The sequence below is a fragment of the Nocardia sp. NPDC023852 genome (genome assembly GCF_040639505.1).
In the GTDB taxonomy this organism is placed as follows: domain Bacteria; phylum Actinomycetota; class Actinomycetes; order Mycobacteriales; family Mycobacteriaceae; genus Nocardia.
Window position 1 is genome coordinate 349,974 of the sequence record NZ_JBFAAB010000004.1, and the last position, 20,566, is coordinate 370,539.

At 67.6% G+C, this 20,566-nt stretch carries 20 protein-coding genes; 17 read left to right on the forward strand and 3 right to left on the reverse strand.

What is annotated here, in order from left to right:
• Nucleotides 1-194 precede the first annotated feature (194 nt).
• Both AB0H00_RS11025 and AB0H00_RS11030 read left to right on the forward strand, forming a co-directional pair.
• Nucleotides 195-635, forward strand: coding sequence for an NUDIX domain-containing protein (locus tag AB0H00_RS11025; RefSeq protein WP_357264299.1), 441 nt, complete (start codon nt 195-197; stop codon nt 633-635).
• A gap of 14 nt (nt 636-649) precedes the next feature.
• Nucleotides 650-793 carry a hypothetical protein gene (locus tag AB0H00_RS11030; RefSeq protein WP_357264302.1) on the forward strand — a complete coding sequence of 48 codons (144 nt, stop codon included), beginning with the start codon at nt 650-652 and terminating at the stop codon, nt 791-793.
• A gap of 394 nt (nt 794-1,187) precedes the next feature.
• Here the strand turns inward: AB0H00_RS11030 and AB0H00_RS11035 are convergent, their stop codons facing one another.
• The gene (locus AB0H00_RS11035) at nt 1,188-2,105 is read right to left on the reverse strand and encodes an NmrA family NAD(P)-binding protein (RefSeq protein WP_357264305.1); all 918 of its coding nucleotides are present in this window, start codon (nt 2,103-2,105) and stop codon (nt 1,188-1,190) included.
• 104 nt (nt 2,106-2,209) lie between these two features.
• Here AB0H00_RS11035 and AB0H00_RS11040 point away from each other — a divergent pair, with 104 nt between their 5' ends.
• Nucleotides 2,210-2,983, forward strand: a complete 774-nt coding sequence (locus AB0H00_RS11040; protein ID WP_357264308.1) for a TetR family transcriptional regulator — start codon at nt 2,210-2,212, stop codon at nt 2,981-2,983.
• A gap of 228 nt (nt 2,984-3,211) precedes the next feature.
• Here AB0H00_RS11040 and AB0H00_RS11045 read toward each other — a convergent pair whose 3' ends face one another.
• The gene (locus tag AB0H00_RS11045) at nt 3,212-3,601 is read right to left on the reverse strand and encodes a DUF2237 domain-containing protein (protein WP_019048221.1); all 390 of its coding nucleotides are present in this window, start codon (nt 3,599-3,601) and stop codon (nt 3,212-3,214) included.
• 202 nt (nt 3,602-3,803) lie between these two features.
• On the opposite strand from AB0H00_RS11045, the gene ftsY reads away from it, so the two are divergent.
• From ftsY to trmD, 13 genes are all read left to right on the forward strand, one after another.
• On the forward strand, nt 3,804-5,519 hold the full coding sequence (gene ftsY / locus AB0H00_RS11050; RefSeq protein WP_357264311.1) for a signal recognition particle-docking protein FtsY: 1,716 nt from the start codon (nt 3,804-3,806) through the stop codon (nt 5,517-5,519).
• Between the two features lie 354 nt (nt 5,520-5,873).
• Complete coding sequence (locus AB0H00_RS11055) at nt 5,874-7,253, forward strand: ammonium transporter (RefSeq protein WP_357264314.1); 1,380 nt, start codon at nt 5,874-5,876, stop codon at nt 7,251-7,253.
• A gap of 5 nt (nt 7,254-7,258) precedes the next feature.
• Nucleotides 7,259-7,597, forward strand: coding sequence for a P-II family nitrogen regulator (locus AB0H00_RS11060; protein ID WP_040780799.1), 339 nt, complete (start codon nt 7,259-7,261; stop codon nt 7,595-7,597).
• Between the two features lie 121 nt (nt 7,598-7,718).
• Entirely contained in the window at nt 7,719-10,157 is a 2,439-nt protein-coding gene (locus AB0H00_RS11065; protein WP_357264317.1) for a [protein-PII] uridylyltransferase, read from the forward strand.
• Between the two features lie 121 nt (nt 10,158-10,278).
• The gene (locus AB0H00_RS11070) at nt 10,279-10,596 is read left to right on the forward strand and encodes a hypothetical protein (RefSeq protein ID WP_357264320.1); all 318 of its coding nucleotides are present in this window, start codon (nt 10,279-10,281) and stop codon (nt 10,594-10,596) included.
• Nucleotides 10,597-10,734: 138 nt separating this feature from the next.
• Nucleotides 10,735-11,190, forward strand: a complete 456-nt coding sequence (locus tag AB0H00_RS11075) for a deaminase (RefSeq protein ID WP_357264322.1) — start codon at nt 10,735-10,737, stop codon at nt 11,188-11,190.
• A gap of 124 nt (nt 11,191-11,314) precedes the next feature.
• Nucleotides 11,315-12,886, forward strand: a complete 1,572-nt coding sequence (ffh, locus tag AB0H00_RS11080) for a signal recognition particle protein (protein WP_357264325.1) — start codon at nt 11,315-11,317, stop codon at nt 12,884-12,886.
• A gap of 104 nt (nt 12,887-12,990) precedes the next feature.
• Nucleotides 12,991-14,085 carry an amidohydrolase family protein gene (locus AB0H00_RS11085; protein ID WP_357264410.1) on the forward strand — a complete coding sequence of 365 codons (1,095 nt, stop codon included), beginning with the start codon at nt 12,991-12,993 and terminating at the stop codon, nt 14,083-14,085.
• A gap of 57 nt (nt 14,086-14,142) precedes the next feature.
• The gene (locus tag AB0H00_RS11090; RefSeq protein WP_357264328.1) at nt 14,143-15,126 is read left to right on the forward strand and encodes an LLM class F420-dependent oxidoreductase; all 984 of its coding nucleotides are present in this window, start codon (nt 14,143-14,145) and stop codon (nt 15,124-15,126) included.
• 247 nt (nt 15,127-15,373) lie between these two features.
• Nucleotides 15,374-15,796 (forward strand): 30S ribosomal protein S16, encoded by a 423-nt coding sequence (rpsP, locus tag AB0H00_RS11095; protein WP_357264330.1) that lies wholly within the window; start codon nt 15,374-15,376, stop codon nt 15,794-15,796.
• Nucleotides 15,797-15,875: 79 nt separating this feature from the next.
• Nucleotides 15,876-16,118, forward strand: coding sequence for an RNA-binding protein (locus AB0H00_RS11100; RefSeq protein ID WP_357264333.1), 243 nt, complete (start codon nt 15,876-15,878; stop codon nt 16,116-16,118).
• Nucleotides 16,118-16,642, forward strand: a complete 525-nt coding sequence (rimM, locus tag AB0H00_RS11105) for a ribosome maturation factor RimM (protein ID WP_357264336.1) — start codon at nt 16,118-16,120, stop codon at nt 16,640-16,642. The genes AB0H00_RS11100 and rimM overlap by 1 nt, the downstream gene beginning before the upstream one ends.
• A 55-nt stretch (nt 16,643-16,697) precedes the next feature.
• On the forward strand, nt 16,698-17,399 hold the full coding sequence (trmD, locus tag AB0H00_RS11110; RefSeq protein WP_357264339.1) for a tRNA (guanosine(37)-N1)-methyltransferase TrmD: 702 nt from the start codon (nt 16,698-16,700) through the stop codon (nt 17,397-17,399).
• Between the two features lie 36 nt (nt 17,400-17,435).
• Here trmD and AB0H00_RS11115 read toward each other — a convergent pair whose 3' ends face one another.
• The gene (locus tag AB0H00_RS11115; RefSeq protein ID WP_357264342.1) at nt 17,436-18,287 is read right to left on the reverse strand and encodes a LuxR C-terminal-related transcriptional regulator; all 852 of its coding nucleotides are present in this window, start codon (nt 18,285-18,287) and stop codon (nt 17,436-17,438) included.
• A 100-nt stretch (nt 18,288-18,387) separates the two neighbouring features.
• Between AB0H00_RS11115 and AB0H00_RS11120 the strand changes: the two genes are divergently transcribed.
• Entirely contained in the window at nt 18,388-20,025 is a 1,638-nt protein-coding gene (locus AB0H00_RS11120) for an AMP-binding protein (RefSeq protein ID WP_357264345.1), read from the forward strand.
• Nucleotides 20,026-20,566 lie beyond the last annotated feature (541 nt).

Consider the following 20,566-nt stretch of genomic DNA (forward strand, 5'->3'; position numbering starts at 1 on the left):
GCTTCACGCTGGTTTAGCCCGTGGGTTAGTTGAGGCCCGTGGGTTCCCGCCACCTGCGGGCCTCACGCACATGCTCTGCGCGCCGTATACATCAGAGACAGGCTGATTCTGCACCAGATTCTTGTTCGACCATATCGAAGCGTTCCGCAAAGTCTCCGACCGATACCGCGACCTGTGAAGGATGAATGAGAACAATGGTCGATGCCGCGTTGATTGCCCGTCTCACCGCTGAAGCCGAAATAGACGGAATACAGCAACTCGTTGTGGGCGCTGTAGTGGAACACAAGGGTACGGTGCTTTTGCTCCAGCGTCCCAAGGATGACTTCATGGGTGGAATATTCGAGCTGCCCAGCGGAAAGGTTGAACCTGGCGAGACTCTGGATGCGGCCCTTATTCGCGAAGTCGCAGAGGAAACCGGCCTGAACGTAACGGGCCTCGGTGAGTTCCTCGGCAGCTTCGATTACCAGGGTGGCAGCGGAAGGAAGAGCCGTCAATTCAATTTCACTGTGGTGGTGAGCGTGCCGGAATCAGTGCAATTGACCGAGCATGACGCTTACACGTGGACGGGTATCACGGAGGAACTGCCCGTCACCGATGCGGTGAAAGACGTGCTGAACACATACCACGCGATATAGATGAGCCACATCGGATGAAACCCGAGGAACTACCGGGACGCGGCAATCGTGCCACGGTCAGGGTCGCCAACCGCCCGATTCTGATGCTGGTCGAAGACAACCCTGTCGCGGACGCCGCCTGTGACAGCGATCCCGGTGAACTCGACTGGCCGAGTTGAACCGCGAGTACCTGCGTCTGATGGAGCAGCGACCAGGACCGGTAGCCGAGGTCGGAGGGGAACACGGGCCGGACAGCGAGTGCTGTCCGGCCCGGATCATTTCGTGGGTCGCGCCACGGCATTTGGGGGGTGTTCGCGACACGTTGTGGTAGCCCGGTGACGGAGCGCAGGCGCGCCGCTTGGCGCACGACCGCTCACACCTGCCGGTGCCCGCTGGCATGATCCGAATCGCTGGCCCTTCGGCTGTCAGAGTGTTCGCGTCGTGGAGCGTTAGGCATGAGCCAACTGAGGTCGGATGCACGCCGTGCTCGGTGAGCAATCGCTCAGCGTCAAGGCATGAGGCGTCTCGCAGACCAGCCCAGACGCGAGCCCGCGCATTACCGTCCGGCGCGGATCACCGTGACGTGCGCACTGTGTCGCTGTCCAGCAGCGCTGTGATCTGTGCCGCACCGGTTTCGTCCAGCCAGGTGTCGAACGTCCGCAAGCCGGGGTGGATCTCGCGGATCTGCTCGACGTCGGCGATCCAGCCGCCGGCGTGGCGGAGTAGGCGCCAGGTGTTGCCGATCTCTCCGCCGAGCGCGTCCGCGTCGGCCTCGCTGATCTCCTGATAGCGGACCTGGTGTCCGGTGGTCCTGCTGATCGCCGCGGCGGCCGCGGGCGGTGTGATCGCATCGCCCGCGAGTTCGAGGACGCGGCCGTCGAAGCCTTCCGGGTCGGCGAACGCGCGGGCGGCGATATCGCCGATATCCGCAAGGGCGATCACCTTCATCGGCTCGTCGGCGGGGAAGAGGTGCCGGTGCACCCCGTCGATGATCCCGTCGACCGGTGACGTGCGCAGCAAATAGTTCTCCATGAAGCGCACCGGGCGCAGCAGCGTATAGCGGGCTCCGCTGGCGGCTATCGCATCTTCGATGCGCTTCTTGCCGGTCGCACCCCATGAGGTGTCGTCGCCTATCGACGCGATGCCGGTGAACACGATCTGTTCGACACCCGCACGGCGCGCCGCGTCTACGAGTGCCTCGCCGCGCGCGGCTTCCAGTTCGACGTCCCAGCCTCGGGGGCCGAACGCGGCGGGTGGAACCACGAAGAGTCCGGAGGCGCCGTCCAGCGCGGTGGGCAGGGTGTCGGGCGAGTCGAAGTCACCGACAACGAGTTCTGCGCCCGCTGCGGCCAATTCCTGTGCGGCGGGTGCCTGCGCATCGCGAACCAGCGCGCGCACCGCCCTGCCGTCCGCCAACAGCCTTCGGGCGGTGGCTCCGCCCTGTTTGCCGGTGGCTCCGGTGACCAGGATGAGGTTCTGCTGAGGGGACATGCTTCGCCTTCTGTTGGAATAGAATCGGGTCGGATAACCCGGTTCGGACAATACGGGTGGTCCGACCCGGTTGACCAGGTCGTACAGTGGAAGGCCGTAACGAAATGACCGCATCCGTCGACGCGGGCACGGTGTCGCGCGCCGATGCCCGGCGCAACCGCGCACTCGTGCTCGCCGCCGCGCAGCGTGCCTTCGCCGAGCGGGGTGTCTCGGTGTCACTCGCCGAGGTCGCCCGCCGTGCCGGCGTCGGTGCCGGCACGGTCTACCGACACTTCCCGACTAAATCCGATCTGCTGGAAGCGGTGATGCAGCAGCGCATCGACCGGTTGGCGAAACTGGCCGCCGATCACCTCGGCGCGCGGGACGCGGGAGCCGCCTTCTTCGCCTTTTGTCGTGCCGTGATCGCCACAACGCCGGGCAACCAGGCGTTATGCGACATTGTCCAGTCCGACGACGGCTGGCCGCGCACGCTCTTGGCTGGTGCCGGCGTGCGATTCCATCGCGCGGTGGCCGCGCTGCTGGCATCCGCCAAGCAGCAGGGCGCGGTCCGCGCCGACATCGAACTCGACGACGTGCTCGCCATCTTCACCGGATGTGTTGCGATCCAACAGCTCCGGAAGACCGAGGGCGGCGTGGACCGTACCGCCGCGATCGTGCTGGACGCTTTGCGGGCCCAGCCGGGCGGCCTGAGCGTAACGAAACAAGGCGACGAAACCCATAACGAATCGGCTGATCGTAACGGAAGCGGCGGCGCCGATGAGCACTGCCCGATATGTCACGTGCTGGTGCCGCAGACCGGGATCGGCCGCCGCGCCAGGTACTGCTCGGCGGCGTGCCGTCAGAAGGCGCATCGGCGGCGCGTCGCCACCGCGGGATAGTGCCCAGATGGCGCATATGTGTCAGATGTGCCATATCGGTCGCCGACCCCGCCGTAGACCGACGCCGCCCGCGGGCCGAGGGAAGGGGATCGGCCCCGCAGCCGTCGCGCCGCCGAGCTGGGCACCGCGGTTGCTTCGCCTCCTCGCGGGTGAGGGGGTACGCCTGGCGCACCTATGGGACGCCCGCCTTGTGCGGAAGCCGCGGTCGACCTGATGCTGCCGGGCTCCTCAGAGCAGGTCGCTGACGTCGTCCGGCACGTCGACGGCGTACTTGCGCAAGATGTCCATCGAGATCACTTCCAGAGCGTTCTCGTGCGTGGCGGCCAGCACGACAGGCGCGGCGACGCCGTCCTCGTGCGCGTGCAGCCACCGCACAGCGACGACACACCACCGGTCGCCTGGTTGCAAGCCCGGAAAGTTGTTCTCCGGCCGCGGCGTGCTGAGATCGTTGCCGATGGACGCCTGATGCTCCAGAAACTCTGCCGTGACGACGGTGCACACGGTATGGCTGCCGAGATCCTCCGGACCGGTGCTGCAGCAGCCGTCCCGATAGAAGCCGGTGAGAGGATCGGTGCCGCACTCTTCCAGCGGCCCCCCAAGCACGTTTCGATCAGTCACGTCGCCGATCCTATTGTCACTTCGCGAGAAGTTCCGCAGGACAAGAAATCTCGGGGGCTGTGTCGGTGTTCGAGCGGTCGCGCTGTTGGCCCGGCGTGTCCGGCGTTTGCCGAGCTCACGCCCTCGCCGTCGGGACCGCCGCTGGTACTTCCGTCGGGCACGGCGGCCGAGCCGGCGATGTCCTTCTGCAAGGATGGTCCGTGTGAGTCCCCAAGCTTGGATCCTGATTGCCGCGGTCGCCGCCCTGCTGTTCGTGGTGCTTGTCGCCGGTTTCGTCCGGTACAAGCGCGGCCGCGTGTCGCTGACCCGGCCGACGCAGGACAAGGAGGTAACCGACCGGTCCGGTGGTTACACGGCGTCCGGCGGATTCAGCTTCAGCCGCGGCGGCACGGCGACCACGACCGAGCCGGCGCCGGTCGAACGCACCGACACCGACGGGCAGCCGCACGTCGGTGACGACGCAGCGATCCCGCGCGACGCGCCCAGACGCGGCATTACCAATGTGCCACTTCCGGAAGCGGACGTCGCCGAGGCGTCCACTGCCCCGGGCGGCACCTCCGACGGGTCCGCGACGGCACCCCCAGCGCCCGATACCGCAGCGGAGGCTCCCACCACCGGTACGGCCGCGCCCACCACGACCGACAGCGCGGACACGGCCCCAGCCGAGAAGGCCGCGCTGGACGAATCGACGGCGACCACGACGGAGAGCGCGACTGTCGAGTCGGGCACGACCGCCGAGCCGAGTGTGGCCGCGGAGCCGAGTGTGGCCGCGGAGCCGAGTGTGGCCGCGGAGCCGAGTGTGGCCGCGGAGCCGAGTGTGGCCGCCGAGCCCAGTGTGGCTGCCGAGCCCAGTGTGGCTGCCGAGCCGGCTACCGACGCGGTCGAGGCCGGCGCGGTCCCTGCCGAATCGGGCACGAGCACCGCAGCCGACGCCACGGTGCTGCCCGCACCGGACACCCCCGCGGGCGCGGAGACCGTCGCTCCGCTCGAGGAGATCGAGCCCACCGAGGGGCGTCTGGTCCGCCTGCGCGGACGCCTGTCCCGGTCGCAGAACGCGGTCGGCAAGAGCCTGCTCGGCCTGCTCGGCGGCGGCGACCTCGACGACGACTCCTGGGAGGAGGTCGAGGACACGCTCGTGCTGGCCGACCTCGGTACCGCCAGCACTGCCGCCGTCGTCGCCCGTCTGCGCGAGGAGATGGCGGCCCGCAGCGTGCGCACCACCGACCAGGCGCGTGCGGTGCTGCGCGACGTGCTGATCGAGCAGCTGCGCCCGGAACTGGACCGGTCGGTGCGTGCGCTGCCGCATGCCGATCACCCCTCGATCCTGCTGGTCGTAGGCGTAAATGGCACCGGAAAGACCACCACCACCGGCAAACTCGCGCGGGTGCTGGTCGCCGACGGTCGCCGCGTGCTGCTCGGCGCGGCCGACACCTTCCGTGCCGCGGCCGCCGACCAACTACAGACCTGGGGTGAGCGGGTCGGCGCGGAGACCGTTCGCGGACGCGAGGGCGCCGATCCGGCCGCCGTCGCGTTCGACGCGGTGGCCGCGGGTATCGAGGGCGGCGTCGACGTGGTACTCATCGATACCGCGGGCAGGCTGCATACCAAGACCGGTCTGATGGACGAGCTGGGCAAGGTCAAGCGTGTCGTGCAGAAGAAGGCCGACGTCGACGAGGTGCTGCTGGTGCTGGACGCCACCGTGGGCCAGAACGGCCTCACCCAGGCGCGGGTGTTCGCCGAGGTGGTCGACATCAGCGGAGTCGTGCTCACCAAGCTGGATGGTACGGCCAAGGGTGGCATCGTCTTCCAGGTGCAGCACGAGCTGGGTGTGCCGGTGAAGCTGGTCGGCCTCGGCGAGGGCGCCGACGACCTGGCTCCGTTCGAGCCCGGCGCCTTCGTAGATGCGCTGCTGGGCTGATCAGCGATCCCACCGGCCAAGCCCGTGGCGGCCCTCCGCGCGAGGTTGAGCCGCGGGCTTCCTGTTTTGGCACATGCGGGGATGATCACGTCCGGCTCGATCTCGATCGAGCCGACAACCGAATGTTCGCCAGCTCCTGCTTGTCGGCAACGAAATGTTCGACCTCACCGACGCGCGTCTCACGCCGTGCGGAAGCCTCCGGTGTACGCCGTGAAATCTGGTAGCAACACAGCTGCGCCATCCGTTCACGTAGGCGAAACACGGCAGCTCTACGGATGAAACACCGAATGAGGACCCTTCTGTGCAGGTCCATTCGCCGGAATCGGCAGGGCCCGAGATGAGGAGGACATTAAGGTGGCATTTCCCCTTACCGGTGCACCGGACACCGGTGACACCGCATGGATGCTGGCGAGTTCGGCACTCGTGCTGTTGATGACGCCGGGCTTGGCGTTCTTCTACGGCGGCATGGTTCGGTCGAAGAACGTGCTCAACATGATCATGATGAGCGTCAGCGCCATGGGCTTGGTCGGTGTGCTGTGGTCGCTGTACGGATACTCGACGGCATTCGGTGACAACAAGTTCGGCGTGATCGGCGATCCCTCGCAATTCTTCGGCCTCAAAGGCTTGATCGGAGGCAACTCGGTTGCCGAGGTCAAGGACGCGGCGGGCGTCGTCACCACGGAGGCAGTGAACATTCCGCTGGCAGGCACTATTCCGGCGACCGTCTTCGTCGCGTTCCAGCTGATGTTCGCCATCATCACGGTTGCCCTCATCTCGGGCGCGGTTGCCGACCGCCTGAAGTTCAGCGCGTGGCTGCTGTTTGCGGGCATCTGGTCCACGGTCGTCTACTTCCCGGTCGCGCACTGGGTGTTCGACTTCGATGTCAAGGACGCCGACGGCACTATCGTGCACGAGGGCGGCTGGATCGCCAACAAGCTGCTCGCGGTCGACTTCGCCGGTGGTACGGCCGTGCACATCAACGCCGGTGCGGCCGGACTGGCGCTGGTGCTGGTGCTCGGCAAGCGCAAGGGCTGGCCGACCACGCCGTTCCGTCCGCACAACCTGCCGTTCGTCATGCTCGGCGCCGGCCTGCTGTGGTTCGGCTGGTTCGGCTTCAACGCCGGTTCCGCGGTGACCTCCGGTGGCCTTGCCGGCTCGACCTTCGTTACCACCACCATCGCCACCTGTGCCGCGATGCTGGCCTGGCTGCTGGTGGAGAAGATCCGCGACGGCAAGCCCACCTCGCTCGGCGCGGCTTCGGGCGTCGTGGCCGGTCTGGTCGCCATCACTCCGTCCTGCTCCTCGGTGAACGTGGTCGGCGCGCTCGCCATCGGTGCCGTCGCGGGTGTGCTGTGCGCCCTGGCGGTCGGTCTGAAGTTCAAGTTCGGCTTCGACGACTCGCTCGACGTTGTCGGTGTGCACCTGGTCGGCGGCATCGTCGGCACTGTGATGGTCGGTCTCGTCGCGGCGCCCGAGGCGGGTGCGGCCAAGACCGGTCTGTTCTACGGCGGCGGAACCGATCAGCTGTGGCGGCAGGCGGTGGGTGCCGGTGTGGTACTTGCCTTCTCCTTCATCGCGACCCTGATCATTGCCTATATCGTGAAGTTCACCATTGGGCTGCGCGTGAGCGAAGAAGCAGAGTCGGTGGGCTTGGACGAGTCCGAGCACGCGGAAACCGCCTACGACTTCGCCGCTCTGGGTAGCACGGCACGTTCGGCCGTCAAGGAGGCATGACGAACATGAAACTGATCACCGCAATCGTCAAACCGTTTACGCTCGAGGACGTCAAAACCGGACTCGAGCAGGCGGGTGTGTTGGGCATGACCGTCAGCGAGGTCCAGGGGTACGGACGGCAGAAGGGGCACACCGAGGTTTACCGCGGTGCCGAATACTCGGTTGATTTCGTGCCGAAGGTCCGCGTCGAGGTCGTCGTGGACGACGCGTCCGTCGACAAGGTCGTCGAGGTGATCGTGGAAGCCTCCCGCACCGGCAAGATCGGTGACGGCAAGGTCTGGGTCACCCCGGTGGAGTCGATCATCAGGGTCCGGACCGGCGAACGCGGTACCGACGCGCTGTAACCGATATCGAGTCGAGCGGCGGGCCCCGCTCCCACCGGAGCTCCCGGTCGGGGCGGGGCCGTGCGCGTGAAATGGGCGGTGGGTTGTGGATAGTCAGTACGAGCATGACGGTGAGCCGAAAGTGACCGAAGAAGTCAACGGCAAGGTATCCAATGCCGCGGCCGATCTCGTCCGCGCACGAACCCAACTGCTCGAAGGCGGCCTGCCCCGTAATCCTCGGCTCGACGCCGAGTCCTTGCGACACGCGTTGGTCGACCTGTTCGAGCTCTGGCTCACCAGCAAGGGCAGCGAACTGGGGATCGCCGCCGACAGTGGTCTCGCGGTGGTGGCAGTCGGCGGTCTGGGCCGGGGGGAGATGTTGCCGTACTCGGATCTGGATCTGGTGCTACTGCACGACGACGTCGATCCCGCCCGGGTGGCCGAGGTCGCCGACCAGCTCTGGTACCCGCTGTGGGACGCGCACATCAAGCTCGACCACAGCGTGCGGACCGTGCCGCAGGCGCTGCGGGTGGCCGCCGACGATCTCATCGCCGCCCTCGGCATGCTGGAGGCCAGGCACATCGTCGGTGACCAGGATCTGAGCAACCTGCTGCTCGGTGGGGTGCGCCGGGAATGGCGGACCGGGATCCGGACTCGGTTCGACGAGCTGATCACGCAGGCCGAGGCGAGATGGGAGCGCAGCGGCGAGATCGCGCACCGCGCCGAGCCCGATCTGAAGAACGGACGCGGCGGTCTGCGCGACATCCAACTGCTCGACGCCTTGGCCATCGCTCAGTTGACCGATGCCATGCCCGGACTCGGTCCGGACGCGCCCGGCGGCGGCCTGAAGCAGGCCCACCGGCGTCTGCTGGACGTGCGCACGGAGCTGCATCGGGTAGCGGGGCGGTCCCGCGACCAGCTGCGCGCACAGGACGCCGACGAGATCGGCGCGGCTCTGCGCATCGGTGACCGGTTCGATCTGGCTCGCACACTGAGCGATTCCGCCCGGACCGTCAGCTATTCCGTCGACGTCGGACTGCGCACCGCGGCCAACGCCCTGCCACGTCGTGGACTGGCGCGACTTCGCCGCATGCCGGTCCGGCGTCCGCTCGATGAGGGGGTGGTCGAGCACGCGGGCGAAGTCGTGCTGGCCCGGGACGCGCGTCCGCAGCGCGATCCCGGGCTCGTCCTTCGGGTGGCTGCCGCCTCGGCCCAGACCGGGCTGCCGATGTCCGCCACCACGCTGAACCGGCTCTCCGAGGACGCGCCGGAGCTTCGCGAGCCATGGCCCAAAGACGCACTCAACGACCTGCTCGTCCTGTTGGGCGCGGGCCGGGGCGCGATCGACGCGATCGAGGCATTGGATCGAACGGGCTTGTGGGGCAGGCTCTTTCCGGAATGGGGCGCGGTGCGTGACCTGCCGCCGCGGGACGCCCTGCACACCTGGACCGTCGATCGCCACCTGGCGGAGACGGTCGCCTACGCCAGTGTGATGAGCACCCGGGTGGCCCGCCCCGACCTGCTCGCCCTCGGCGCACTTTTGCACGATATCGGCAAGGGCCGCGCGGGCGATCACAGCGTCGTCGGCGCAGAGCTGGCTACCCACATCGGCCGGCGTCTCGGCCTGTGGCCGTCGGATGTGCGCACACTCAGCGCCGTGGTACGCCACCACCTGCTGCTGCCGGACACCGCCACCCGGCGCGATCTCTCCGACCCCGATACGGTGCAGTACGTAGTGGACGCGCTCACGGGTGACGCGCAGCTGCTGGAGCTGCTGCACACGTTGGCCGAAGCGGATTCGCTGGCCACCGGTCCCGGGGTATGGGGCGACTGGAAGGCGTCGCTGATCGGCGAGTTGGTCCGCCGCTGCCGAGTGGTCATGGCCGGTGACCGGCTGCCGACGCCGGAGCCGATCGCGCCGGAGTTGATCGCCGAGGCCGCGGCGGGCGGCGTGCATGTCGACCTGAAGCGCGGTGAGAGCAAGTACACCTACACCGTCACCGTCATCGCGCCCGACAGCGCTGGTCTGCTCTCCGATGCCGCGGGCGTGCTCGCGCTGCATTCGCTGCGGGTGCTGTCCGCCGCGCTCGGCGTCGAAGGCGATTCGGCCATCGACACCTTCATCGTCTCGCCCAAGTTCGGCGACCCGCCCGACGCCGGGCTCCTACGGCAGGAGCTGATCCGTGCGATGGCGGGGGATCTGGACGTTTCTGCGGCTTTGGCCACACGCGAGCGCGAGGCGAGCGGCATCGGTCCGAGCCGGTACGCGCGGGCCGAGCCCAGGGTGATCTGGTCCGGTACCTCGGTGCCCGGTCAAGTGATCCTGGAGCTGCGCGCCGAGGACCGCGTCGGTTTGCTCAGCCGCCTGGCCGCGGCGCTGGCGGGCTGCGGCGCCGATGTCCGGTGGGCCAAGGTGGTCACGATGGGGTCGGCGGTGGTCGACAGTTTCTGCCTCGACATGGGCGCCGAGGACAGCCCGATACGCCGGGAAACGATCGAGAAGGCGATTCTCGCGGTGGTTCCCAGACCTGTGCCAAAGAAGCATGAAGGCGGGGTGTCGGACCCGGAGATTGGGACTTGAGCTGCTAATTTGCTTGGTGACCGATCTGTTGCAGAAGATTTGCTGGAACTGAACTCCGGTGGGGCTGCCGAGCCCTACGATCAGAGCGTCTGGCTATCGCGAGCACGAGGGGAGCAGGTCGGTGGCAATTGAAGTCGTTTCGGCGTCGATGATGACCAGTGACGAGACCACGCATATCGCGCGATGCGTCGGCGGTGACCGCTGGGTGGTGTCCTGGCTGCCGGGTCGCACCTTGACCGGACAACAGGCCGTGAGTGCGATGACCATCGCATCGACGATCGCTTCCTCCGCGATCCCCACCACCACAGAATGGGCCGTCCTCGACGACTTGTCCCTCGAACTGGGCCTGACCGCCCGCGAGGCGGTCTTCATGGTGGCCAAGGAAAACCACGACTACCGCAAAACCGCCAAACCACGCCGCCGGGTGCTGGACCCTTAGAACGATTACGCTGGCGACCGACATCCGCGGCCGAGTCTCGCCGACTGCGACGCGGTCGGGGTCCAGACGGCCGAACTGTGGGCGGTCCTCATGTGACCCGACCGTTCGCGCGGCCGGGGTGCGTAAGGAGAACGAGCGGTGACCGAGCACGACCACCACCACTGGATGAACAGGGCCATTGATCTGGCCCGCCGGTCCCCGGCGGCCGAGGGCGCGTTCTCGGTGGGTGCGGTGATCGTCGCCGACAGCAGGGAGATCTCGACCGGCTACTCGCGCGAGACCGACCCGAAGGTCCACGCCGAGGAATCCGCACTCGACAAGCTGGGCGCGAACGATCCCCGGCTGGTCCGGGCCACGATCTACAGCACCCTGGAACCGTGCTCGGAACGCGCGACCAAGACCCGTCCGGCCTGTACCGACCGCATCCTGCAGGCGGGTATCCCGGTCGTCGTGATCGCGTGGCGTGAACCGCCGACATTCGTCGCAGACTGCGTCGGTGTGGAGAAACTGCGGCAGGAGGGCGTTACGGTGATCGAACTCCCGGAGCTGGCCGACGCGGCAATGTCCATGAATCGCCACCTCGACCTCTCTTGAGCGTTATCTCCTGGCTGTTGCGTTCCCTTCCCACCAAGAAGGGAGCACCGCCTGCGCGATCACGTGGGTGATCCCATTACCCTGGGAGAGAATGTGACGTCCCCCGAGATCAGGAGCGCGATCGGTGTTCGAATCCCTGTCCGACCGGCTTACCGGTGCCCTCAAGGATCTGCGTGGTAAGGGGCGTCTGTCACCGGCCGACATCGACGTCACCTGTCGGGAGATCCGTCTCGCCCTGCTCGAGGCCGATGTCGCGCTGCCCGTGGTGCGCGGTTTCATCGGGCGGATCAAGGAGCGCGCCAAGGGCGCGGAGGTTTCCGGGGCGCTGAATCCGGCCCAGCAGGTCGTGAAGATCGTCAACGAGGAGCTCGTCGGCATCCTCGGTGGCGAGACCAGGCGACTGAATCTCGCCAAGAACCCGCCGACGGTGATCATGCTCGCCGGTCTGCAGGGTTCGGGTAAGACGACCCTCGCGGGCAAGCTCGCGAAATGGCTGAAGGGGCAGGGGCATCAGCCGCTGCTGGTCGCCTGTGACCTGCAGCGTCCGGGCGCCGTCACCCAGCTGCAGGTGGTGGGCGAGCGCGCGGGCGTGCCCGTCTACGCGCCGCACCCCGGCACCTCTGTCGGTAGCGGCGAGAACCCGCTCGGCATCACGGCCGCCGATCCGGTGGACGTGGCGCGCGGCGGTATCGCGGAAGCCGGGCAGAAACAGTACGACGTCGTCATCGTCGACACGGCGGGCCGTCTCGGTATCGACGCCGATCTCATGCGGCAGGCCGTGGGCATCCGGGACGCAGTGCGGCCGGACGAGACCTTGTTCGTGCTCGACGCCATGATCGGTCAGGACGCGGTCACCACCGCCGAGGCGTTCCGCGACGGCGTCGGCTTCACCGGTGTCGTGCTCACCAAGCTCGACGGCGACGCCCGCGGTGGTGCCGCGCTGAGCGTCCGTGAGGTCACCGGCGTCCCGATCCTGTTCGCCTCCACCGGTGAGAAGCTCGAGGACTTCGACGTCTTCCACCCGGACCGTATGGCCAGCCGGATACTCGGCATGGGTGACGTGCTCACCCTGATCGAGCAGGCCGAGCAGGTCTACGACGCGCAGCAGGCCGAGGAGGCCGCCCGCAAGATCGGCAGTGGCGAGCTCACCCTCGAGGACTTCCTCGACCAGATGCTGGCCATCCGCAAGATGGGCCCGATCGGCAACCTCTTGGGGATGCTGCCCGGCGCGGGCCAGATGAAGGATGTGCTCGCCCAAGTCGACGACAAGCAGCTCGACCGCGTGCAGGCGATCATCCGCGGCATGACCCCGGCCGAACGCGACAACCCCAAGATCATCAACGCATCTCGTCGGCTGCGCATCGCCAACGGCTCCGGTGTCCAGGTCTCCGAGGTCAACCAGCTCGTCGACCGTTTCTTCGAGGCCAAGAAGATGATGGCCATGATGGGCCGCCAGATGGGCCTGCCCGGATCCCGTCGCGGCAACACCAAGAAGGGCAAGAAGGGGAAGAAGGGCGGCCGTGGCCCGACGCCCCCGAAGGTGCGCGGTGGGTTCCCCGGTATGGGCGGCATGCCTGGCATGCCCGGACTGCCCGCGGGTATGCCCGACATCTCCGACATGCCCGCCGGTCTCGACCAGCTACCGCCCGGCCTGGAGGGCTTCGACCTCTCGAAACTGAAGTTCCCGAAGAAGTAGACCGCGTCTGCGATGCCCACCCTGGGAACGGGTATCGACGCGGATAGCTGTCACGGTGCATCGACAGTAGGTTGGTGGCAGCTGACGATGTCCGGGAGGTTGCTGTGCATCTGCGAGGTGTGATCCTGCCTGGTGACGAGGTGCGCGATCTGTGGGTGCGCGACGGGCTGGTGTCCTTCGAACCTGTGCCGGGCACCGAAACACTCTGTGACGTTGGGTGGATCGTGCCCGGCTTGGTCGACGCGCACTGCCATGTCGGTATCCGATACGGCGGGGGGGACGAGGACCGCGAGGGCGCCATCGCGCAGGCCGAGACCGAACGTGCGGCCGGTGCACTGCTGCTGCGCGACGCGGGCTCGCCGATCGACACCCGGTTCATCGACGACCACGACGAGCTGCCGCGGATCATCCGGGCGGGCCGCCATATCGCCCGTCCCAAACGCTACATCCGTGAGCTGGGCATCGAACTCGACGACGAGCGCGATTTGCCGGAGATCGTCGCTGAGCAAGCCCGCTTCGGCGACGGCTGGGTGAAAATCGTCGGCGATTGGATCGACCGCTCCGTCGGCGACCTGCGCCCGCTGTGGAGCGACGCGATCCTGAAGGAGGCGATCGGCGCCGCGCACGCCAACGGCGCCCGCGTCACCGCGCATGTCTTCGGAGAGGACGCGCTGCCCGGTTTGATCGACGCCGGAATCGACTGCCTGGAACACGGCACCGGCCTCACGGACGAGACCATCGAGATGATGGTCGAGCACGGCACCGCACTGGTGCCCACCCTGGTCAACATCGACACCTTCCCCGAAATCGCCGACAGCGCGGGCAAATTCCCCCTCTACGCCGCCCACATGCGCGATCTGCATCGCCGGGTGCGCGGTACCGTCGCCGCCGCGCACGACGCGGGTGTGCCGATCTTCGCGGGCACCGACGCGGGCGGCTCCATCCGCCACGGGCGCATCGCCGACGAGATCGCCGCGCTCGGCGCCGCGGGTCTGTCCCGGCGCGATGCGCTCGGCGCTGCCTCCTGGAATGCCCGCGGCTGGCTCGGCAGGCCGAGCATCGAGCACGGCGCGCCCGCGGATTTCGTCGTTTACCGGGAGGACCCGTGTGCTCACCCGGAGGCGCTCACCGCCCCGTACGCCGTTGTTCTGCGCGGGCGGGTGTTCGGCAAGCGCGGTCCGGTCACCGGCCACCGCTGAAACTTCGGTCAGCGCAGCTCACCCGCGTATTTCCGAACGGCGCGTAAGGTCGGTTTCGTGACCATTCGCCTCGGTTATCAGATGCCCAACTTCAGCTACGGCCGATCGGTGCGAGAGCTGTTTCCCACAGTCGTCGCGCAGGCCAGGGAGGCCGAAGCCGCCGGCTTCGACACAGCCTTCGTGATGGACCACTTCTATCAACTGCCCGGGATCGGCACGCCGGACGAACCGATGCTCGAGGCCTACACGGCGCTCGCCGGCCTGGCCGCGTCGACCGAACGAATCCAGTTGTCGGCGTTGGTAACCGGCAACACCTACCGCAATCCTGCCCTGCTCGCCAAGACCGTGACCACCCTGGACGTGGTCAGCGGCGGCCGCGCGGTGCTCGGCATCGGCGCGGGCTGGTTCGAGCTCGAGCACCAGTCCTATGGGTTCGACTTCGGCACTTTCACCGACCGCTTCGAACGCCTCGACGAGGCGTTGCAGATCATCCAGCCGATGCTGCGCGGGCAGCGCCCCAGTTTCGATGGCAGGTGGTACCACACCGAGAACGCGATGAACGAGCCCCGCCTGCGCGACGACCTGTCGATCCTGCTCGGCGGCAGTGGTGAGAAGAAGACCTTCGGTTTGGCCGCCCGCTTCGCCGATCACCTCAACATCATCTGCAACGCCTCCGAGCTTCCACGCAAGGTCGCGGCCCTGCACGAGCGCTGCACCGAGGTCGGTCGCGACCCGAAGACGCTGGAGACCAGCTACCTGTGTTTCCTGATGATCGACGAGGACGGTGACCGCGTCCGTAAGCAGCAGCAGGATTACCTGAGCGGCATGGGCATCGACCTCTCGGCACTGTCGGAGGAGGAGCGCAAGCAGAGCCCCGCCGACCGTCAGTTCGTCGGCACGCCGGACGAGGTTGCCGAGCAGCTGCGGACCCGCGTCCTCGACCATGGCATCGACGGCTTGATCGTCAACATGGTCTTCAATGGACACGAGCCCGGCGCGGTCGAACTCGCCGGGCGCACCCTTGCGCCGCTGGTGAGCTGACCGTCGGAGCAGACCGCGAAGGTCCGTTCGTTGCCACAAGAAAGGGTCATCCAGGGGCGAGGGTGCCGCGATTTCTGGCAAGACCGGCCCGTCTGGCACAATGGACCACCGTCCTTCCGGACAAGTGTCAGCCCGTCTCCGGTTACGTACCGCGCGGCGGTCACACACTCCAAGCGCAAAACCGGGCTCGCAGACCGTGCGGGTCGCTGAATCGCGCCGTGACCAACCAACGAAAGGCAGATCAGCAGTGGCTGTTCGCATCAAACTCACCCGCATGGGCAAGATCCGCAACCCGCAGTACCGTGTCGTCGTCGCGGACGCCCGCACCCGCCGGGACGGCCGGGCCATCGAGTCCATCGGCAAGTACCACCCGAAGGAAGAGCCGTCGCTCATCGAGATCAATTCCGAGCGCGCTCAGTACTGGCTGGGTGTCGGCGCGCAGCCGACCGAGCCGGTCCTCCAGCTGCTGAAGATCACCGGTGACTGGCAGAAGTTCAAGGGCATCGACGGCGCCGAGGGCACCCTGAAGGTCAAGGCGGCCAAGCCGTCCAAGCTGGACCTGTTCAACGCCGCGCTGGCCGCCGCCGATAGCGCGCCGGTCGCCGAGGCCGTCACCCCGAAGAAGAAGGCCAAGAAGGACGAGGCCGCCGAGACCGAGGCCGCCGAGTAATGAGCGAGCGCAGCGAGCGAACGTCAGACGCGGCCGCCCCGGCAGTCATGACGGAGCCGAGCGCAAGCCAGGCGGAGTCATGACCGCCGTCGTCGCCGATGCTGTCGAACACCTGGTTCGCGGGATCGTCGCCAATCCCGATGACGTCCGTGTCGAGTTGATCACCGGCCGCCGAGGGCGCACCGTCGAGGTGCATGTGCACCCCGAAGACCTGGGCAAGGTGATCGGCCGCGGCGGACGCACCGCGACCGCGCTGCGCACCCTCGTCGCAGGTATCGGCGGCCGGGGCATCCGGGTCGACGTGGTCGACACCGACCAGTAGTGGAACTCGTCGTAGGGCGGGTCGCCAAGTCGCACGGCGTGCGTGGCGAGCTTGTCGTCGAGGTACGCACCGACGAGCCCGATGCGCGTTTCGCGCCCGGTTCCACGCTGCGTGGTCGGCTGGCGCGATCCGGGGAAGTCCGCGATTTCACCGTGGAGTCGGCCCGAGCGCACTCGGGTCGGCTTCTCGTGTTTCTCGCCGGCGTCGCCGACCGCGCGGCGGCCGACGCGCTACGCGGCATGCTGTTCCTGGTCGACAGCGCGGATCTTCCGCCGTCCGACGATCCGGACGAATACTACGATCACGAGCTGGAAGGGCTGGAAGTCCAGCTGACCGACGGCACCGTGGTCGGCTCGGTGCGCGAGGTGCTGCACTCAGCGGCGGGTGAACTGCTGTCGGTGCGCGCCGCCGACGACGGCCGGGAGATCCTGATCCCGTTCGTCACGGCCATCGTGCCGACGGTGTCGCTCGCGGACCGCCTCATCGTCATCGATCCGCCAGAGGGTCTGCTCGACCCGGAATGAGGCGGTGTGAGACGCCGACCGGGTGCGGGTGTCCCGCAGGACACAGGAGGCAGGCATGAAGCTCGATGTCGTCACGATCTTCCCGGAGTACCTCGAGCCTTTGCGTACGGCGCTGCTGGGCAAGGCGATCGACAACGGGCTGATCTCACTCGCGGTGCACGACCTGCGCCGCTGGACCCATGACGTGCACAAATCGGTCGACGACTCTCCGTACGGAGGCGGACCCGGCATGGTCATGAAGCCGACCGTGTGGGGTGCGGCTCTCGACGAGGTCTGCCCGGACGAAGCGCTGCTGGTCGTCCCCACGCCCGCGGGTGTGCCGTTCACCCAGGCCACCGCGCGGCGCTGGTCCGCCGAATCACACCTGGTCTTCGCTTGCGGCCGCTACGAAGGGATCGACCAGCGTGTCTTCGACGACGCGGCCCGCCGGGTCCGGGTGGAAGAGGTCAGCATCGGCGACTACGTGCTGATCGGCGGCGAGGCAGCGGTGCTCGTGATGGCCGAGGCCGTGGTCCGGCTGCTGCCCGGCGTGCTCGGCAATCAGCAGTCCCACCAAGAGGATTCATTCTCCGACGGCCTGCTCGAAGGCCCGAGCTACACCCGTCCGGTCTCGTGGCGCGGCCTGGAGGTTCCGCCGGTCCTGCTCTCCGGCGACCACGCGAAGGTGGCCACATGGCGCCGCGAGCAATCCCTCGCCCGTACCCGCGAACGCCGCCCGGACCTGCTCCCGGACCAAGACACGGCGTCCGGAGGGTAGGCCCGTCGGCGCGACCAGATCTCCCCTCTCTGCTGGTCAAGGTAGAAGTCCGTGGCGCCGGGCCGCCACGACCGCCTCATGGCGGGAGTGGGCGTCGAGCTTGACCATCGCGTTTCGCAAGTAACTCTTGACGGTCTCCGGCCCGAGCGAGAGACGTTGTGCCGCTTCCAGGTTCGTGCATCCGAGCGCGACCTGGGACAGCACGTCGAGTTCGCGGCGGGACAGTTTCGGGCTGTCCGGAGCCGGTTCGCCGACCAGGACGCGGGCGAGTCGTTCGCAGACCGCGTGCAGGCGCCCCCGCAATCGGTCGTCCTCGGCGGAGCGCGCCACGCCACGGAGTTCGGCGTGGATGTCGCGGAGTTCCTCGGTGACCGCGGGTGCCGTCCCGGCCGACGGGGTGGTCAGCTCCAGCAGGCGCAAGCGTCGATCGACCTCGTCGCGGAGGGTGATCTCGGTGGCCAGGCGCCGACCGGCTCGGACGACGAGGTCCGCGGTGCGATCACCCAACGGACTGGCACCCCTGGTCGCGGCGTAGAGCACCACGCGGGATCGCCTGTCCACGACCACCGGGACAGCGAGTACGGAGCGGATGCCCTCGCCGGTGACCGGGCCGTCGTAGTGGTGGGTGATCGAGGAGGCGTTGCGGTAATCCGCGACCGAGGCGGGACGCCCCGAATCCATCACGCGCCCGCCCAGGCCCGACGTACGCAACACGGACAATCCGCGCAGCCCGTTGGTCATCGTGCCGACGAATTCCGACAGCACCAGCGCATCACCATGCACTTCGCCGCCGAACACCACCGGCACTCCGGCCTCGCTCGCTACCCAGCGGATCTCGGCACGCAACGCGTCGCCGTCGCGGGGACGCAGCAGTGCGGTGTGGGTCAACTGGACTCACCCCTTTTCGGGGGTAGTGGCGAACTCGATGTGACCCACATCCTAATTGCACACCCGGGTTGTGCCGGATCACGGAAAGAGGAGACGCGAGATGGGCACCGATCTGAATCTGCGGGTGCGCGACCTGCTGGATTGTTACGACCGGAGCGACGCGGCGGCGGCGAATCTACTGTGCGATCGGCACCCGGCGGACCGGGTCGCCTTCACCATCATCGAGGCCGACCTGTCCTCGGCCGACCTCACCTACGGTGAGCTGCGCGAACGCTCGGCCCGGTTCGCCGCCGCACTCGGCGAGCTCGGCGTGCGCCGGGGAGACCGGGTCGCCACGCTGATGGCGAAGTCGAAGGACTTGGTCGTCGCGCTGCTCGGCATCTGGCGCCGTGGCGCGGTGCACGTCCCGCTGTTCACCGCGTTCGCACCGCCCGCCATCGCCTTGCGGCTTTCAGCTGCCGGCGCCTCGATCGTCATCGCCGACACCGACCAGGCGCCGAAGCTGGCCCCCGGCCCGGATCTGCCCGCCGACCCGCCGTGGCGGCTGATCGTTACCGGCGCGGATGCCCCGGAGGGCGCACTGCGCATGGCCGACCTGCTCGACACCTCTTCGGCCACCCACCCGGACGCCACGCCCGTCGCGGTCGGCGGTGACGGACTGCTCGTCCAGCTCTTCACCAGCGGCACCACCGGCACGCCCAAAGGTGTTCCGATTCCGCTGCGTGCGCTCGCGTCCTTTCACGCGTACCAGGAGTTCGCGCTCGATGTCCGGGCCGACGACGTGTTCTGGAACGCCGCGGACCCGGGCTGGGCCTACGGCCTCTACTACGCCATCCTCGGCCCGCTGGCCACCGGAATTCGCAGCATCCTGCTGCACGCGGGCTTCTCCGCCGCGCTGACCTGGCAGGTGCTGGAGAAGTTCGGAGTCACCAATTTCGCTGCCGCCCCGACGGTGTACCGAGCGCTGCGCGCAGCCGGCACCACGTTGCCGTCGGTGCCCTCGAAGCTGCGCCGCGCGTCGTCGGCGGGCGAGCCACTGACACCCGAGGTCGTCGCTTGGTCGGCGGAGTACCTGGGCGTCGCGGTGCGCGACCACTACGGCCAGACCGAGCACGGCATGGTCATCTGCGACGCCTGGCACGAAGCACTCGACACCGGCGCGCCCGCGGGCTCGATGGGCCGTTCACTGCCGGGCTGGTCCTGCGCGGTGCTCGCCGACGACGCCGATACCATCGCCTCCACCGGTGAGCTGGGCCGGGTCGCGATCGACACGCAGCACAGCCCGCTGCTGTGGTTCCTCGGCTACCTCGACGCCCCGGAACGCACCGCACAGCGCTACACCGCCGATGGCCGCTGGTACCTGACCGGTGATGCAGGCTCGCAGGACGCGGACGGCTTCTTCCGCTTCTCCGCCCGCGACGACGATGTGATCATCATGGCGGGTTATCGCATCGGCCCGTTCGAGGTGGAGAGCGTGCTCGTGCTACATGAGCAGGTGGCCGAGGCGGCAGTGGTCGGCATGCCGGACGAGCTGCGCGGTGAGGTGCTGGAGGCGTTCGTAGTGCTGCGTGACGGAACCGCGGGGGGCGCCGATGTGGAAGCCGAGCTGCAAGGCCTGGTAAAGGAGAAGTTCGCCGCGCACGCCTACCCGCGCAAGGTCCACTTCGTGCCCAACCTGCCGAAGACGCCCAGCGGCAAGGTACAGCGGTTCCTACTGCGGCAGGGGAGAGTCGAGTGATGTCGCTGCCGAGCTACTCCTCCGGCATAGCTCTGCGACCACTCTCACCTTGACTTGCCGGAACACCTCGCCACCGACGCCACCTGACAACGCGAGAACACGGCCACATATCGCCGCGAGTCCCACATGTGGGGTACACCCCAACACCACTCCTGCGACCGGGACGAAGATCCAACGATTGTCTCGGGAGACTCATCCGCGTGCGCTGGAGCGGCGGAGGATAGCGTCACAGCGATGAGGACAGCGGCAACGCTGGTGAGGGTCGCGCACAATCTCTTCATCGAACGGCTCCTTCTCGGCAGAGCGACTGCCCGGGGGTCAGAGATCGACATTCGTAGTGTGCGACAGCGGCTCGTCGATCCGGTGGCACCACGCTGGCACCGGATCAGTCGGGTAGGTGCAGCATCGGTTGAAGCTGAGTTCGGATACCGACATCCGCTCATGCCCTTGGTCTCAATGGGTCAGCGCAACACTGGAATCTCCTGGTGAGGAACGGATGTGATGCGCGATGGCTTCGAGCAGACCACTGTCGGAGAAAAGA

Bases quoted from the DNA above. Each gene is read 5' to 3' on its own strand.
- AB0H00_RS11025 (WP_357264299.1), top strand. From the start codon at position 195: ATGGTCGATGCCGCGTTGATTGCCCGTCTCACCGCTGAAGCCGAAATA.
- AB0H00_RS11030 (WP_357264302.1), top strand. From the start codon at position 650: ATGAAACCCGAGGAACTACCGGGACGCGGCAATCGTGCCACGGTCAGG.
- AB0H00_RS11035 (WP_357264305.1), bottom strand. From the start codon at position 2,105: ATGTCCCCTCAGCAGAACCTCATCCTGGTCACCGGAGCCACCGGCAAA.
- AB0H00_RS11040 (WP_357264308.1), top strand. From the start codon at position 2,210: ATGACCGCATCCGTCGACGCGGGCACGGTGTCGCGCGCCGATGCCCGG.
- AB0H00_RS11060 (WP_040780799.1), top strand. From the start codon at position 7,259: ATGAAACTGATCACCGCAATCGTCAAACCGTTTACGCTCGAGGACGTC.
- AB0H00_RS11100 (WP_357264333.1), top strand. From the start codon at position 15,876: ATGACCGCCGTCGTCGCCGATGCTGTCGAACACCTGGTTCGCGGGATC.
- trmD (WP_357264339.1), top strand. From the start codon at position 16,698: ATGAAGCTCGATGTCGTCACGATCTTCCCGGAGTACCTCGAGCCTTTG.
- AB0H00_RS11120 (WP_357264345.1), top strand. From the start codon at position 18,388: ATGGGCACCGATCTGAATCTGCGGGTGCGCGACCTGCTGGATTGTTAC.